Annotated in this window: 12 protein-coding genes; 3 read left to right on the plus strand and 9 right to left on the minus strand. The window is 40.6% G+C overall.

Translation table 11 applies throughout. The features are described 5' to 3' along the window. The first annotated feature begins 108 nt into the window (after nucleotides 1–108). Nucleotides 109–1,338, plus strand: coding sequence for a site-specific integrase (locus JI741_RS15445; RefSeq protein WP_202011040.1), 1,230 nt, complete (start codon nucleotides 109–111; stop codon nucleotides 1,336–1,338). Between the two features lie 905 nt (nucleotides 1,339–2,243). Beyond that, on the plus strand, nucleotides 2,244–2,525 hold the full coding sequence (locus tag JI741_RS15450) for a LytTR family transcriptional regulator DNA-binding domain-containing protein (protein WP_202011042.1): 282 nt from the start codon (nucleotides 2,244–2,246) through the stop codon (nucleotides 2,523–2,525). Between the two features lie 27 nt (nucleotides 2,526–2,552). Here JI741_RS15450 and JI741_RS15455 read toward each other — a convergent pair whose 3' ends face one another. From JI741_RS15455 to JI741_RS15485, 7 genes are all read right to left on the minus strand, one after another. Beyond that, the gene (locus JI741_RS15455) at nucleotides 2,553–3,353 is read right to left on the minus strand and encodes a hypothetical protein (protein WP_202011044.1); all 801 of its coding nucleotides are present in this window, start codon (nucleotides 3,351–3,353) and stop codon (nucleotides 2,553–2,555) included. Nucleotides 3,354–3,544: 191 nt separating this feature from the next. Continuing rightward, a complete protein-coding gene (locus JI741_RS15460) occupies nucleotides 3,545–4,357 on the minus strand; it encodes a DUF4238 domain-containing protein (protein ID WP_202011046.1) in 813 nt (270 codons plus the stop codon). A gap of 37 nt (nucleotides 4,358–4,394) precedes the next feature. Beyond that, the gene (locus JI741_RS15465; protein WP_202011048.1) at nucleotides 4,395–5,126 is read right to left on the minus strand and encodes a hypothetical protein; all 732 of its coding nucleotides are present in this window, start codon (nucleotides 5,124–5,126) and stop codon (nucleotides 4,395–4,397) included. Continuing rightward, nucleotides 5,041–6,774, minus strand: coding sequence for a KAP family P-loop NTPase fold protein (locus tag JI741_RS15470; protein ID WP_202011050.1), 1,734 nt, complete (start codon nucleotides 6,772–6,774; stop codon nucleotides 5,041–5,043). The genes JI741_RS15465 and JI741_RS15470 overlap by 86 nt, the downstream gene beginning before the upstream one ends. A gap of 224 nt (nucleotides 6,775–6,998) precedes the next feature. Then, a complete protein-coding gene (locus tag JI741_RS15475; protein ID WP_202011052.1) occupies nucleotides 6,999–8,270 on the minus strand; it encodes a hypothetical protein in 1,272 nt (423 codons plus the stop codon). Nucleotides 8,271–8,643: 373 nt separating this feature from the next. Then, on the minus strand, nucleotides 8,644–10,641 hold the full coding sequence (locus JI741_RS15480; protein ID WP_202011054.1) for a hypothetical protein: 1,998 nt from the start codon (nucleotides 10,639–10,641) through the stop codon (nucleotides 8,644–8,646). Between the two features lie 9 nt (nucleotides 10,642–10,650). After that, the gene (locus JI741_RS15485) at nucleotides 10,651–11,982 is read right to left on the minus strand and encodes an ATP-binding protein (RefSeq protein WP_202011055.1); all 1,332 of its coding nucleotides are present in this window, start codon (nucleotides 11,980–11,982) and stop codon (nucleotides 10,651–10,653) included. A gap of 496 nt (nucleotides 11,983–12,478) precedes the next feature. On the opposite strand from JI741_RS15485, the gene JI741_RS15490 reads away from it, so the two are divergent. After that, the gene (locus tag JI741_RS15490; RefSeq protein WP_202011057.1) at nucleotides 12,479–13,399 is read left to right on the plus strand and encodes a hypothetical protein; all 921 of its coding nucleotides are present in this window, start codon (nucleotides 12,479–12,481) and stop codon (nucleotides 13,397–13,399) included. Nucleotides 13,400–14,015: 616 nt separating this feature from the next. Here JI741_RS15490 and JI741_RS15495 read toward each other — a convergent pair. After that, complete coding sequence (locus JI741_RS15495; protein ID WP_202011060.1) at nucleotides 14,016–17,048, minus strand: RNA-directed DNA polymerase; 3,033 nt, start codon at nucleotides 17,046–17,048, stop codon at nucleotides 14,016–14,018. A 34-nt stretch (nucleotides 17,049–17,082) separates the two neighbouring features. Continuing rightward, on the minus strand, nucleotides 17,083–17,331 hold the full coding sequence (locus tag JI741_RS15500) for a hypothetical protein (RefSeq protein WP_202011062.1): 249 nt from the start codon (nucleotides 17,329–17,331) through the stop codon (nucleotides 17,083–17,085). Between the last annotated feature and the right edge of the window lie 337 nt (nucleotides 17,332–17,668).

Below are 17,668 nucleotides of genomic sequence, written 5' to 3' on the forward strand. Positions count from 1 at the left end.
ACCGAATTAGCTGTAACACACAGAAATTCAAGATGTTCAAAGACAAAACATCTTGACCAATACTAGTGGCAAACTGTAAATTCTAACTTTTAACAGCGCGTCATTAAGATGAAAAAAACATTCAATCAGCTTTTCTTTTTAAAAAAATCAAAAAGCACAACACTACACCCAACCGTTTACTTGCGAGTAACAATCGATGGGGTGAGAACAGAGATTTCCATACAGCGCCAGTGTGCGGCTGAAAAGTGGAATGCACACGCTGGAAGAGTAAATGGGAAAAGCCCAGAGGCAAAAGAGTTTAATCTATTTCTGGAAGCAATTGAATTTCGAATCTATGGAATTCAGAGAGAGCTTATTGCGTGTGGCGTAGAGGTTACCGGTGCGACCATTAAAGCCAAATACTTAGGAATTGAAAATGAAAAGCCTAGAATGCTGATAGAGATTTATGACGAGCATAATAAGCAGTTTCGTCAGCTTGTCGGGAAACATTTTTCGCTCGGCACCTATAAACGCTTTCAAGTGTGTAGAAAATCTCTACATGAGTTTTTACAATGGAAGTTCGGCGAGGATGATATTAATATTGCTCGGCTGAATTTTGAATTTATTAATGATTATGACTTCTATTTAAAGTCGGTAAAAAATTGCGCTCATAATACTGCGATGGGGTATGTTAAAAAGTTAAAGAAGATTGTTCGTCAATGTGTTGCAAAAGACTGGCTGGAAAAAGATCCCTTCATGGTCTATAAAATTTCACTGCATGAAACCCATCGAACTATTCTCACGGAGAGCGAATTGAAGATCGTATCCGAAAAAACATTTTTAAATAATCGACTGAAGCAGGTTCGAGATATTTTCTTGTTTAGTTGCTACACCGGGCTTTCTTACAGCGATGTCGCAAAGTTAACGGCAGACGACATTGCGACTGGTATTGATGGGGAAAAATGGATATTTACCACAAGAACAAAAACGGATACCGCGTCTCGTATTCCCCTACTTCCACAAGCTCTCGCGACGATTGCGATTTATAAAGAGAGCCAGGAAGCGCTGGGATCAAACAAGCTCTTGCCTGTGATTAGCAACCAAAGGCTTAATTCGTACTTGAAGGAATTGGCAGATGTATGTGGGATTCAAAAAGAACTAACCTTTCACTGTGCCCGGCATACTTTTGCGACGACCGTTACACTTACTAACGGTGTACCTATGGAAACAGTTAGCAAAATGCTAGGACATAAGAATATTCGTACCACACAACACTATGCTAAGATTGTCGATCGTAAGGTTAGCAATGACATGCTGTTGTTGAAGCAAAAGTTTGTCGCTAATAAAGAAGCTCAATAAGGGACTCGAAATGAAGCAGGACGGATGGTTCATAACTATTCAAATGCCAATTCTCGGTCAAAAACTGTCGCTACGAAGCTAGGTCAGATTGATTAGCTTAAAAAGTCATCGATTTCGAATGAGAATTCAACTAAGCCTCCTTTCAGAACCAATAGAAATTTGGACGCTAGTCCAAAGCCCAAAGACCTTCCTAACGCAAGGAACCCAAGCGTAGCAGATTCGCTGGCCGGCATTATTGGTGGCTTAATCAGCCCTCATCTTGAGCATGACCAATCACCAGAAGCATCGCTAAGATTGACACAGAAGCGGAAACGTAGAAAAGGCTTCGGGCGGTAAATTCACACTCGAAGATTTTATTGATTGGGTCCAAATCGTTGAAGAATTTAATTCTGTCACAAAGATGCTTCGGGCAGCGGATGCATCGAGCAGTCAAAAGCTTCCGGCATAAAATTCAGGGAGCCTTTGGCCTTGTGTCCTTTTCAAATAGGCGTAACTCGGCACGCTGTCAAAAATAATCTGTGCGCCTATATAGCATTAAATAAGGCTAGACTTGGCGATTGGAACGTGTTACTACCGTACTTAATGATCAGATCGCTACGGCGCCCGGGGACGCCTGAAGCCTACGTTGTCCGGGCCATGTGTCGTGGTGCATCATTAAGCTCGGTGATGGACTGAGCTTTGAGATACTAAAAACAATAAAGCTAACCACCCCAGTGATTAGCTGCACAGCCTATGACGAGTATGCTCTCACAGCGTTTAGTGCCAATGGAATAGATTATCTGCTAAAGCCATTCACGCTGGCCACCGTAATTGTCGCCCTGGAAGAATTCAAATGACTTACGCAGTCCAATGGGAGCAAACTGACGCTTCACTGGAGACGATCATGAACCTGTTTGACAAGCAAAATGAGTGAAACGGCGAGCTCAAGCCTGGTGCCATACAAAGACAAAATCATTCCGGTAAAACTCCAGGACACGGCGGTGTTCTACCTGGAGAATGACCTGGTGCACCTGATCTCCTTCAATGAGAAGGAATACTTTCCGGGAAAGAATCTGGAAGAACTTGAAAAGATCGGAGGCAAGGACTTCTACCGTGCCGACCGACAATTTCTAATGAACAGAAACGCCGTGAGGGATGTCTCCAATCAATTAGGAAAAAAGCTGTGGGTGAATGTCTCTGTCCCGTAAATGAAAGTATCATATCAGCAGGGAAAACTAATGGGATTCAAAGAACGAAATGATTTCTGAAGCCTTGTCCGGATGCTTTTTTATGAGGCTGTCACGTAAGAGATGAAAGGTCTTGTATAGCTCTTTCTCGACATCCTTCAAGGATCTTGAGGATTCCTCATCACAAAATGTGATCATCTTATTGATTATGGTATCGTTACTTACATCTGCCGATGCATAAACCAAGGAAATATTCGGAGGAAGAAAGAAGTCCTGATAGATGGGCAGATTCCGGTTGTTATACTTATCGAGTAGTCCAAGATCACTATCGACGACAATTGTGGTTTTTAGGCTTCTGTTTTCCTCAAACCTATTATAATTCTCTATGAACGTTTTCCAACTCCTGTTTTCGTTCTTCTCGACGTGATGGCTGTCTTGAAAATGAATGTAGTCTTTCACAGTCGCGTTGATATTAAATGTTCCATTTTCACCGGCCTTTAATTCCAGGCCGGCCACCACTCCAACTGACATGTGGACTTTTCCAATCCGTTTCTCATTTGTGTCTATCGCAAATATGGCGTCTGTATCTTTGAGAAATGATTGCGGCTCCAGGCTCCCGGAATTACTCTTGTGATATATCTTTTTTAAATTGAAACCCGGCTTATTTTTACGTTGATATCCCCTGATCGCGTTTGTTAATATTTCACGGTCATCGGTTTTTAGTACCACCGTTAGGGCGCCATCTATCAATCCAAAGCCGATTTGTAACGAACTTAGTTCTTCTTTTGTAATTTCATCCAAACGGAACTCAACACCAATAAATCGCTCCTTTATATTTTCTTTCTTCATACTTCAAATGAAATTTCCTTCCCATACCTTCAATCTGTTTAGAAAAATCCTATGCCAACTCAATATATAGGATTTTGCTCATTTCTATAATTGATTTATCCGCAACAAATGGAACGTTTTCAAAATGGGGACGCCCAGGCTATAAGTCTCTAGGAAGTTAGCGGGGCGACCGTTTCGAAGACAATAAACATCTAGGGCATTAGCATATCAAATGCCAGATCAAAGTTGCCTGTCGATGAAAAGATGAAGCGATCGGATCTACTAACTTGAAGGGAGTTATAGTAATCAAGGTGGGCATCAGGAACATTGTAGGTTCCTTTCAGGTCTTTATAAACACGTTCACAAAGAACGGCTAAGATTAATGAATCTGTTAATGGTAAATAAATTTCAATCCCATCACAGTTAATACCTAGTGTGCCTCTGATTCCAGGAGGATTTTTGTGATTACTGAACACCACAGGATTGTCTGAGAGAAAGAAATTCCTTTTGCAAACGTGGAGTACCCAGTTTTTCCGCTTTAACAGATCGGCATATTCTGGCGCATCGTAAATCTGATCTAGCCAGAGTTCCTTAGTGTCCGCTGGCGGGACAAAAATATTTGCTTTATCTCGGAGTTGTTGAGCAACCTCATTGGTAAGACGCTGAATATTGTTCATTCTCTCCTTAGTCCGACACATCTGAAGTGCAAGAAACATTGCTAATAATTCTCTTTCGCTGGACGACAAAATATTCAGGTCCCTATGTGTTGCCAACTCGCGGACTAGGGGAGATACACTATTCTCAATCAGGCCGAGTTGATATTCAAGGCTTTCTTTTACGCTGTCGACTTCTTTATCATAAAAATAATCGGCACTTGCAACGGACTTTATAGGCTTCTCCTCCACCGCTTTCCAGCCTTTAGCATGTGCCTCTTTATCAAAAGTCCAGACGTGTGTTTCGTTGCTTGTGAAGTTTTTTAAAAGAAACTTAGGTACGTAGTGTTGGTTTTTAACGGGATGCAACATGCGTTTCCATATTTAGCACTGAATGGTCTTTTTGATCTTATGCCTTTCCAGTTCGTATGTGTATTGGAATTTCTTTAAAATCAAATGGGACATAAACTGCGAAGTCCTTTGCTTCAAATACAGCAAAGAATTCCTTGAACTCTCGTAGATAACTCCATTTGGTTTCATCACTTTCGTAAAGAATTTCCTTAAATCGTGGCCAGGTGTCATACAAGGTTAGAGCAAATTGACTAACAGAAAAAGACTCTTTCTTAAATATTTCTGGGTGGATCATCTCTAAAAGAAATTGGTTAAGATCATTTGATACGACTTCGGCCATAACGAGTTTAGCATCTTCAATGATTTCTTCCGTACGTGTGAAAGTGCTATTTCCCATATCTACCCTATGCGTTCTTTTGCAACTATGAAACAGCATCCAAGTATTTTCGTCCAATTTCTTATTCGCAGCATATTTTCTGAAATAGCTTAATACCATGTTATCAAATTCCTGCCTCGGGAGGCCAAAATCATCCATCATGTGATTACTAATAAGGGAAGCGATTTCAGATTCAAATCGATATGGACTTTCTGCATTTGTAAACAATTCTCTTACAAATTTTTGATAATCTGCTTTTCTTTTCGGATAGAATTTATTTTCGATATTGCTGTCGTAGTTATTTAGCTTGTCTAGTAAGTCATCTCCACTATATCCGATGACGCTTGTAAGAGCGAAATTGTTGTTGACTTTTTCCGTTTGCCAAATGGAAAATTGCCCTGATGATTTTTTCAAAATCTTGGCGATTATCGAAGGACTTTATTCGGGTAAATCTTTCTTGTAACTCATATTCATACCCTTTCTGGACCCAACCCGTAATCTGAGAATTGAAGTCTTCTTGCGACGACACTCTTGCGCTACCAAATTGAACCTCTGAAAGATTCCCTTCAGGTAAGCTGTATGCGAAGTATCGATCAAATTTACTGGGATGAATAATTGACAAGTGTGATCGAGAATTGAGTGAATAGGACTGCGCTTTGTCGAAGACATTTCCAATCATCTCTAGAATTTTTCCAATGTCCCTTTTTGGAATTGACAAAGTCGAATGATTTTTGAGGAGAAACAATTCCAGCTCGCTATTGCAGTTTGTAAATTTGGGGTTTGATTTTTTATTCTCCCCCGATAGGTTTTTTAGTTGGTACGTGAATTTGTCATTGCTTCTTTGAGACGTTTCTAAGAATTCAGTGGTACGCGTAAATAGTAGTTCGTGGGCTGCGGGGTATTTTAGGCGAAGCAATTCAATTCTTAAAAAATCACCAAATTCAGTTTCGCCAGCCAGTCTGCCGAGATTTAGCACCAACGAATTTGTAAGCCTGGTTACGTCTCTCATTGTCTCCAACCAATCGTCTAAGTACGTTGGCCTCATCGAAAAAGTACCCAATATTTCGTTATCAATACTTTCGTGATACTGTTGAGGGAAGGCTCCTTTTATCCTTTCGGCGAGCTTCTGTCTAAATATGCTTTTTTCGAAATATGGAAGACTGATTTCGAGCTGAAATATTTTCTCCAAGAATCTTTCATGGTTGTAGGAATTGTGTTCTCGTAAAGCTGCCGCGAGATAGTTTTTATCGTATGCTACGATGAAATAGGTATTGTGGAAATTTGCTGTATTACGAATCAGTCGTATTACTTCTAATATTTCCTCCTTATCCAGGCGGTCAAGATCGTCAATGTAAATCACTATCTTTTTGCCAACATTCTTTAGTGTTTTGTTTATCTCGTCATGCAAGCTGTTAATCGATTCGGAGCTAGTCATAAATGCCATTGAAGTGTGGATTGATCGGCTAATGGCATTGTCGTCAATTGCGACCAACTTTTCCGAATATGAAACTATGACATCCGATAGATTGGAGTGATATGGCCGTATACATTCTTGAATTGTGTCGAAGAAGTCTTTTACGATAGCTCTAGGGCTTTTGCTGTTCCAGGGATTGTAGTTCACTTCAATTATCGCGGGACTTTTTAGATTCCGTTTGAGAAGATCGATAAAGGATGTCTTTCCTAAACCCCATCGTCCGTTAATGCCAATTGCGAAAGACTTATTAAAATGACTTTCTAAAATCTTGTGGGCGACCAGGGACGAATAGCCACTGTAGCCCAATTCGTCATTTTTTATAACCCCGAGCGGCTCGTCATCTAAAAATGAAGATGCTGTATTCTGTTGCAATTCTTTATCGCGATTTAGCAATAAAAGGAGATTTCCACTTGCAGCGATCAACAACAAATCACAATACTTAATGGTGGGAAGTAGCTTCAATGGACTAAAGGTCCAAACCTCCTGCGTGAATCTGTAATAGCAGTAGACAGCTGACGTTACGATAAAGAAAACAACTACATTTGGCTTGGGGTGGGATTTCCCTGTTCGATGAATAAAATGAACCACAACGAGCGCGGTTGCAAGTAGAAAGATTACGTCATTATACCATACGGAATCGACAAATGTCACTAGTGTTGATACAAAATATTCGGTCGCCCACCTTTCGAAGACCTTGTGAAACAAAACCAATATTGAAATTGTAGTAAAGACCGTGAGAACCTTTTTGTCAAGAACGTGCGAATAAAACTTATTCATCAGAATTTTTAAGCTATGGATTAGAAGGAAATTATTTAGATAGTGTCCTTTTCCTGTGTCAGACGTTGAGCAATTGCCTTGTCAAGCAAACCGTGAACCAATTTCTCCATACCTGTATTTCGTATTCGCGAAGAAAAAGCCAAGGCTCCTAGCTCAACAAATAGCTTACCCATTACTTCGTCGGCAAAACTACTGGAAATTACAGGGACCCCTTCCCAATTTGCGACTAGTGGGTAGGTTGGCTGCGCATTTAATAGGTTCTTAAGTTTTGTTCGAATTTGTGCTCCAGATTTTCTTGTGCCGAAACCGGTTGTCTCGTCTTTCATCCTCAAAATAAGACAGTCTTTATCTTCCATCTCATATTGCATTTCGACAATATCAACAGGAATGTATTTTATTCCTGTGCCAAAATCTAGGGCATCATAGACCCTGAAATCATTATTGATTTTAATTTGTCCACAAACCACAGTTCCTTGAAAGTAACCCTGCTTAAGGGGCTTTCGAATAGTCTCGTCATTAGTGACTACAATTCGTCCTGTACCACTTGTTAAATCAAAGGACCCCCCCGTTAGGGTTGTCACTTTTAATGAACCAGCTAATCCGTTGCCTTGTCCAAACTTTGGATTTCTAGTTACACCTGCTTTTACGGCTTCACCGATTGCCTGAATGTCCGTTCGAAGAGATGGGAATCCTTCCTGCATTGATTTAAGAATGCCGCGTCCAGAATCGGCAACCGCGAATGCAATTGTCTGATTAGTGGGATAGGTACTTGCTTGCACTATGCCACCGTGAATTGATTCGGAATGATTAAGAACATTGTCTGTTATTTCATTTATTGACCATTCAAGGCCCGAAATAATGTCACGAGGGACAGTCATATTTCGTAATACAACATCCATAAAGTCATCTACGACAGCTTTTTGCTGCTCTGCATTCTCAAATCTTCGTGTAACTAGATGACGGTCATGAATTGATTCTGATTTTTCAAATTGATCAGGGCTTAGGAGATGTGCCCAATTTACACTTCTGAAGAGTTTCCTTGTATTATTATTTGTGGGAAGTTTTACATAGATTTTTATGTCTTGATCTCTTAGCAAATCGAGGCTTGAAATTATCGGGAGGACTCCACTTGGATAAGCAAGTTCTACGTGCTCAAAATCAATTGTAATATTGGATTTTGCGGACTTGTGGAAGCGATCGAGAGCGGTGCAGAAATCTCTTACATTATATGCGTTCAGCTTCCCACTCAGCTGTATCGTCGAATCCGAACTTCGGAAGTGGGTTGTTCTAAATATTTTGAATCCCATATTCGAAATAGTTAACGGGTGAGTTTAGTGCAGATAGATTTTACCGGTTTCCACACAGTTAATGTAGTACTATTTATTTACAGTTAGGTTTATCATTTGGAAGATAGAGAGACTAGAATCGGTTTGGGTCAGCTACAAATCCTTACGCCAAAAGGAATCGGAATAAATTGGAAGGAAGGCCGTAGGGCAGGTGCCGTTTTAGGCCGAAGTCTTTTGGCAGGAATCCGGTGAAAATCCGAACTTAAGTACCAAAAAGACAGCAAAAAATAATAACCTTCAGAAACACCGAGTTCATTAGAAAAGAGCCGAAAGCGGTCAAATAAATTTACACCCGGCGCCATTTAACATTACTCACCATCGGTCCTGGAAACCACTAGGACACAGACACAAAGTCAACAACCGACGTTTTACCTCTGATAAAGCGAAAGATTACACTCTTCTTATTTGCATGTTTGTCTTCAAGGAACAAGGGTTTATCAATTTCAAAAGGGACTGGTTGTTGAGCGCCCCCATCTATAGCAATATTGTCCGCATATAGATAGGTTCGGAGTTCTGTGTCAAGGATCGGATTCAATCCACCAACCAACCCAGGGATACCTCCCGTTCCATTTGGACAAATGATTGACCCCGAGCCATCCTCATCATCAGGTAGCCGAACAAGTATATCATTTGAACTATCAAATTTCTCAAGAATTGTGCAGAAATAATTCGGGTGGGCAGCTAGGATTGCATAATTCGTTTCCGCCGGTATTTGAAAGTGAAATCGACCATCACTTGAAGTATAGCCTTCATGAAACGTGTTATTTTCCGCAAGCAAAACGATATGACAATTTTCAATTGCGTGATCGTTTTCGCTAAGCACCTCAACCGAGATGATTTTTGGGTTTGCTTTTGGCTCCAGTTGAATTGTCCCTTGAGATAACTTTAATGCCTGTTCTTTGACTTGGCCTTTGAAATGAAATTGGTTTTTCCCGTCTGCCCAGGCCGACAACATAAAATACGGGCTCCCTGATATTAACATTGGCTCAGGCAGAATCGAATCTCTATTCTTATCAACCATATCAATACGTGCAACGTTATTTGATAGTGAAACAAAAAAAGTGAATGCATCCCCACGATAGTCCAATATCTTTGTAGACTTGGTGTACTCCTGGCCACCAGTCAAACCATAATATGAAACTTTTAGACCTTTAGAATTCGCATTCTTTTCGGCATGAAATAGAGGATAGTTCATTACGTGCCGTTTATCTCGGGGCGGAAAAGATGCCGCTTGGGCGAACCGCAGCCCCACTCGCCAATGCCGGATGCCCATTTGAGGTTCAATGGAAATTTCATAACGAAATTTCCTGAGATCGAATACTTTTTCAAACAGGTGGTCATCACCCTCAATGCCTCGGTTTTCGGCGCCAGAGCGTAGCTCCAATTCAAAGGTCGTTGAATTGGAATTCAAAATTTGAGAATGGATGTTTTTGAGGCCTTCCTTAAGCAAGTGGCTGTTTTTGCTATACAGAGCCTTAAGAAATATTCGATCGCGGAATGAAGGGAAAGACTCCTCCATATATTGTCTAAATCTATAATTGATCTTTTCAAGAACGTCGCTGCCTTCGTCAGTAAAAATTATTATTATTAGGCATGTATCCTTCTGGACTGTTCTGTCATAACGCGACATCTTCTCAAAAGAGCTGATTAAATCTTCGCGCAACGTACCGAGCGCTCTTCTTCGGTATTTGATTTCAAATATGGCGTCGGGTTCATGCTTAATGTCACTTTGAGCTAAAAGGTCAATCTCGGTTGATCCGATTCTATGATGTTCTACAAATTTGAAACCCTGAAATTCCTTCTGAGCAATCTCCTTCACGTAATACTCCAAAAGGGCCCCTACATAATAATTATAGTTATTCTGTATATCAAGAAGTTCGCTTCCCTCTTTCTGAATGTCAGAGTTCGTATCGTTAAGAAGTAGTTTTCCTTTATCTAAAATGTCCCGCAGCCGCGTTGAACCAAGGTTCGGAATATTTACCACGCCTGCTTTTTGAAATTCTTCCACGATTTGGCTCACCGGAATTTTTTCACGATCAGGACCTAATTTTTCATTCAAATTAAAGTATAACGATTGGGCTAGATCTCGAAAGTCCAAAATGTCTTCTGTTGCAAGTCTAGCGTGTGTATTTTCGGAATTGAGGATAACGTTGCTTCCAGTCTTATTTCTGAGTTTAAATATTCTGCCTCCTACACTATCCGACAGTTCCTCAACAAGCCCCTTCTTAGCTAAGTCAGCCAACAATATGTTTACGTATTTTTCGACCAGTGGCTGTAATTTTTCTTTTAACGCGGTCGCTTGATGAGAGACTGCACTTCGTTCCTTCTCCATGGTATCGATTTAATTGGGAATATTATGGTTATGTATCACGGTATCCAACTCCAGTAGCAATTGCATGCTGAGGTAATCTGATATGGCAGATGGATATCCCTCGGCATTAATCATCTGATTTTGAATATCTTCTACGCTTTGAAGCACGATAGAATAGATTTCAAGGTCTTCTTTCGACTTGCTTATCTCTAAGTAAGCTGAATCGTCCGTCCAAACCAGGTTTTGGCGAATCAGTGAAATGAATCTCCGAGGTATCCTTTTTGAAGACAATATTAGGTAGCTAACAAATGAGTCTAGTAACTTGGAGTCTTCCTCACTTAAATCCCGCGCGTCGGTGCGAATGGTCTTTTTAAATAGTAAACGAAATTCTGAAGGCGAAAGCAGAGGGATGTGATGGTCCTTAGCAAAAAGACTTGAAAGCGGACTATCGTCTTTGGTGTGCGATGAAAAGTAATTGTAGTAGAGGTTTTGCCCGGCCACGACTATAAAACTTGCAAGCCCGGAAAGCATTATTGGCTTAAGTTCGTTGATCAGATCTTCAACTAAACGGTCATCCGAGACCTTATCGAGTTCATCCAGAACGAACATCACCTTGACATGATCCTTCAGAGAGGAGAGAACCTTAATTAACGAGTATTCTGCAATCTCATCATCATAGAGTTGGCTTCTGGAATTCTCGCTGGTTTTTTCTTCATGGTCTTCATCAACTTTACTAAAATCAAAGAGTGAAAGGAACGGCATTGTCATAAACGCAGCAGACAATATAATAACAATGTAGCTTTGCCATACCTTCAAATCTAACGACGAAGACAAAAATACAAAGGCAACAAATCCGCAAACGACCGATGCAATTTTTGCCAGATTTGCCTCAATTTTCCAAATCGTTTTTTGACTTTTGGTATTTTTGATATTGGAATTCTTTGATACGTCGAAAAAAGTCCGGTCATACAGCTCATGAAAATGTTCCAACGGAACTTTTAGCTCTTGATTTGTTTCAAGTCCCGAGTAGAGTGAATCGTTTTCGCTATCTGTTAATCGCAGATAAAAATTCCTAATAAGCTTTCTCAACAGTATCGACTTCGGCTCGTGTTTGGCAAAATTGAGATAGACAAATAGAGAATTTGTGGATTTACCTTTGGCCTCCTCTTCAAGCTTCTTGATAAAGGAAGACTTACCCACGCCTCGATATCCAGAAATCAAGTAGCAAGTCGGATTGCCGTGCACCAGATCATGAACGAAGTCGTGGGTGTCAGCCTTAGAGAAATTAAAAAAAGATTGATTGGCCCTTGAATAAGGGGAGTCAGTCAATTTTTTATAGTCAATGGGAATTCGAAGCGACATCGATAGAAGGTTAAAAACAACGTCCATTGTTCTCCAATAAGCATTGCTACTGGGACACATAGTGAAAATAACGAATTAACCCCTATTATCAATAAACCACCGTAATTATCTGATTACCGCCATTTACAATTACAATGATCGACAGTTCCCTTGGGTGCCGTGATAGCTAGGAAAAAAATCAGATGACAATAAGTCTCCAAGGCAGGGTTACTATCGTAACACCAATTTCGGGATTAAACGGAAAACCTAATTTGAAACCATATGCATAAATTTCATGTTGATAACACGGCGCTGCGGGCTCAGAGCCGACATGCCGGGCAACCATATTATCAAACGGTTAATCTCTGGTAACTATGCTAGCGAACCTGCGGCAAGTAATTCACAGATGCCGTAGTCGTTGTGAAAAACAAACAGGTATTTTTACAAATTTCCAATGGGACTAAAAGAGGATCTTTTCAAAACATATAGCACGAATCTAGAACTCGTGGTTCGGCACATGCTACCCGAAAAGGCAGAAGCGTTTAAAGGTAAATACCTTTGCCCCATCTGTCAGAATTTGTTTTCTATCCAAGATCTAGAAGTCAATGACAACCGCAACTATCTGACTGAAGAACACGTTCCTCCCGAGTCAGTACAATGGAAAAGAAAAGTCCTAACCTGCAAGGTCTGTAACAATACACAAGGCAGCGCGGTTGACAGTCAGCAAGCAAAGGTTTTAAACACGAAAGCCTTCAACTTAGGAATTTTGGGCACTGTCAAGGATACCCGAATAAGTTTTGGCGACAAGTTGTTTGTTAATGGTACAATGATGACCAGGAACGATGGGAAATACACCTTCGTGATTGATCCGAAGCGTTCAAATCCAAAACACGTTTTGCAATTTAATGATGCGGCAAAATCCGGAAGCGTTGCGGGTTATGAGGCTAGATGGAATGCAGGCGATTTGCGAAAAAATATGATTTCAATCATTCGTGCAGCATACCTATGGGGGTTCGCTGACCTTGGTTATGCATTCATTTTTAACACGCATTTCAGTAAGATCCGAGAACAAATACTCTTCCCGGAGAAAGACATCTATTCGCAGCGAAACATAATACAGAGCCCAACTGGATTTGACGAGGAAGGGATTCATATTGTCGCTCATCCCGAGAATCTCGGGATAAGTGCGGTTGTCATGAATTTAACTGCAAGTGGTCTAACCGATCAGGTATGCGTACTTCTGCCGGGGGCAGATTCTCGCGCTATGGACAGGCTTGATGCATTTAAGAATTCGCTAAAGGATAGGACATTTGAACTTGTTCCTCTGCGAGAGTTCATGAGCCCAGCAATGCTATTAGATCCCGACGAGTGCATGAATCCGTATATGTTTTGGCTAGCAACGTATGAACCCGCCGATGATACAACGGGTTCGAAATGATCAAAATATTTATACTCATAAAAACGGAACAGCCCGGCAAAATCATGAATCAAAAACTTGTGTGGCTAATTGGAGATTTCAGCTAAGGTGAACAACTCTTTTCAAGGTAAAGTGAATAGTGAAAGTTAACATCAAAATTCGAGCAAGATCGGTATTAGGATTTGGGTTGATCATGGTCTGTTTTTAGTATTCGTTTTCTTTATTTTCTGCCGCTAAGGTACCTCTTTTTTTACGCATCGATTCGCAGTTCGCCACTCGCCGGATCAACGACTTCCAGTTTCTCTCCCGTATAATCGACAAACATCTTGTCTCCGGCTTTGTGTGTCATATGCATACTGTGGAGATTCCGACCCCGTTGACCACTTTGTTTCATGAGGGCGTGAGCAGATAAAGTTACCTGAGGACTTGAACTTCGCCTATGTCTCTAACCCCTTGATTGCTAGACTCGTTTCTGGTCAAATGCTGACGGAATTGGGTGTCACGTGATCTGAAAATTGATGGTCAGGGCAAAACGGAAAGAGATAGTCAGCCACTTCGGATTCTCCATCATGGTCGCGTGGGGTGGATAATTCACTGGTATAGGTAGTTTCTGTCTTCAATCTAACAAACGTTGCTTCTACTTCCGTCCCTTAAAAATCTTATATCCGGTTGGAATAGGTTTAAATGGCTTCTTTGGCGAAGGATTAATTCTCTGAAATTTTCGCAGATCATCAACTTTGAGTGTAAGCAACACGAAATAATCGAATTCCCCTCCTCGAATCCGTACCTGGTCTCTCATATAAGATTCTTTATAGGGTGCTCTTGACCTTGTATCTCCGTACGTTCTGTTATTTACCTGCATTACAAAGCAATGTAGATCACTACTTGACGACTGAACAAGAGCGTCATAAGTCTCAGTGTCTTGGTTCCATTCCACAACAATTAATGCGTCAATATATCCTCGCAAAGCGTTTCGATAGTTAATATTCAAGAAATCATTGCATATTAACCCGCTAAAGTAGAAGCCACCATGATTAATCAAAAATTTAGCGTCGCTTCCAGCCATAAGTTTCTTTTTGCCGAGCTCTCTTAGGTCTTTTTTTTCATGAATTGCTGGAGATGTTTTCTCCTGAACTATAGCTAGCTGTTCGTATCTGCCACTAGCAAGAGTATTTACAATATAGAATAGCTGGTTTGAAACGATGTCTGGTTTCGTTGCCTTTTTAGAGTACTTCTTTTCATATTCAACGCCGGCAATTAATGACGTCTTTCTCGTTTTTAATTTCGAAGCTAGATACAATAAAATATTTCTTGGGATTGATAACTCGGAAAATACAACATAGTCAATTCGCTCCTTCCGCTTAATTATTTCATTAACTAGCTGAAATATCCGGGAATACCTTGAGGTGTCAGGCTCAACACCAGCATCCGTCACAACAGCATCCCAGCTGATTTTTTTTGTTTCAAGACTCGTTAATGCAAAACTTGGATTTACAGGTACGTTAGGTAATGTGGGGATTTGTAATTCAATTAATTTATTCACTTCTGAATATGTCTTGTGCTCCACTAATCTCGATGGTGCATGAGGTAAACCAAAAGTTGAAGCAATTGAATTAAATAAATGAATCCGAGAATCTGTATACCATTCAGGTATTAAGTAGGTAATTTCTAGCAAGGAATGCGGCCGAGTAAAAAAGAAAAGACCATTTGGTACAAACGCTTCATTTGTGGCTTTTTCTCCTTTAATTTTAAAAACTTCTTCTACAAAGGTTTTTCTGACATTAATTGACAAGAGAGAAGAATCAATTTCCTTACCAATTTTTTGTAATGAGAATGCGTCCTGCCCCCAGCCGCTTGGTATTTTTCTTTCTTCATTGAGGAATACCGTTCTAAATGGTAATGAATGTAGATCCGCATAGAACAGTTTCTCAGGTAACTTTACATCGATCTCATCACTAAAACCAATCTCTTTTAGAGTGTCTATCCAATTCTTTGCTGTCTTTTGATCGTCTATAGGCAATGAACTTAAGGTTGCCTCCATTATTAGCTTATTGGCATATACCCGCGCTTTATCGATTAGTTGACGTTCATTTTCAGAATCCACTTTTCTTGCCAGAAAGACCCACGATTCTTGATACTTGTCCCAAAGTCTTATGAACCAGTGTTGCTTGTCTGCCTTAATGGCTAGCTTAATAACTCTAGGGTAGTACTTATAGTATATAGGAATATGTTCCGCGGATAAGACAAATTCAAAGCTAAGCCTAAAGAAGTTCTCGATTCCAGCACTCCAAACGGCTTCGGGGGCTAAACCAATCATTGCCTCATAATCTCTGAGTCTAAGTGAGAATTTTAGCCGTTGAATACTCACGTTATCTGCGTTACGCAAGCTTGGAGTATCCTCAGAATCGTCTGAAGTGGAAGTGACGATGCTGTGAGTAAGGTCATCAAGGTTCTCTTCCGCATCGGGAAGCATTTTCCACTCGCTACTATTGTCATCTAAATCTTTCCGTATTTTATCAATCAAGACTTCACCCGAGCTGCCTTCCAATATGAATATCTTCTCCTTATCACGACCGAACTCCAACTTAGACTTAGACGAAAAATTCAATTGACAGGCATAATTTACATTCTCCAATAGTTTTCCTTCAGGCGGCGGACCAATACAATCTAACTCACTCGAAAGGTAGGTCCACAGATCGTCGCTGGTTTGAATAGCTGAAGTCTTATCTTTCAAAACAATAAAGAAGTCATCCACATATCGCCCGTAGTAAACAGGTTTCAGCTTATCCTTAATTTCGTCGTCAATACCGATGAGTATTAGATTAGCGAAGACTTTTGAAGCCCCTAACCCCAACGGAACGCCGCCAATATTGTTAACCTTAAATTCTCTCGGAATACCAGCATCTAACACAATATGATTGCTCCAAAATTCGATGGCCTTTACCAGCAATGTTGTCAATTCCTTCTGTTCTTCAGAATAGGTAGATTTGAGAACACCGGTTATAAAAATATCATCAAGTAAAAACTTTGGATCGATTCTGTGGTAGAACTTTTTTAAATCAAAAGTTGCAGCCACCAATCGGGGTTCTTCCTTTAGGTTATCTTTAATTGCTTTCAAACCGTTTCTCTGCCATTTCTTATAATCAGGAATGTATCTTCTAAAGTGACCCAATTGAAGTTTGTTTGGAGCAGAATTCTTATTTTCCTCATTAACAAATGATTCGGGCGTTTGTCCGGAACGTTTTAAACGACATCCGTAACTATTTTCCGAAACCTTCTCCTCCAGGCGGTATCCGACTTTATCTATCCAGAGCGAGGACAAGATGTGAAAGTCAACAGAATGCTGACCAATAATTCTGAAATCGACAATAGCCTTATCCCCGGGAAACCATCGCTTATTCGCATTTGAATAGACTACTGATTTCTCTTTACCCTCCCTGGAAACAGATTTTAACAGTATAGCGTGAGACCCCACGAAATCTTCATGCTGAACCCAATCATGCTCGCCCGAGTTTAAGTTCGATCTGAGCTTTCGTAAATTTTCAAGGAGTTCGGTCTCATATAGGGCAAACGAAATTGCAGTATTATGTCCGGACTCGTAGAATGCGTCAACCTTTGCCTTCCGGTAAGCAATTATTAAGTCTTCAAGAGATATGTTCAGAATTGCCATTTTAAGGTTTATAATTAATCATAACATCGAAATATCAATGGATGGGATCCAGTTCGCCGTCAATTACATGAACATATGGGCTTATTCGATCGGTCAAGAGTGGATACTGCACGATTATATAGTCTTTGTCCTCTTCTGGATATAGAGGCTTGCCATCATCTGGGCCGCCACGTCTGACACGCGGCTTTGCTTGTGTGGCAACGACCACATAATGTTCCGCACCTTCTGCGCCAAAAATATAGTGGACCCGATCTTCAACATCGAAACGCAATTGTTTTGCCATCAGTTTGGGGGTTAAGTTATGTTTTGGGATCTTTACTTCTTTCCAGACACGCCACAAAACCGACAAATTACAACTCGGGTAGTCGCATTGGCTATCGATAAATATTTGTCGTTGGAGATTTGGCGTTTGAATTCATGATAGACTAAATTGTAATAGCTAGTACTTGATCTGACAGTTGAGCTAGGGATTCCTTCCTACTAGGCAAAGGTAGCCACCGCTCCAAATAAGTCAAGGGCTTCGCGAGTGGCCGCGCAGAATCCTTCGCACGCCCAAAGCCACCCTTGACTTATTTTCCGCTTGCGGCTGTTTACGGCCTATGAGGAAGAAATGAAAAAGT

This window comes from Chryseolinea lacunae (genome assembly GCF_016735595.1).
In the GTDB taxonomy this organism is placed as follows: domain Bacteria; phylum Bacteroidota; class Bacteroidia; order Cytophagales; family Cyclobacteriaceae; genus Chryseolinea; species Chryseolinea lacunae.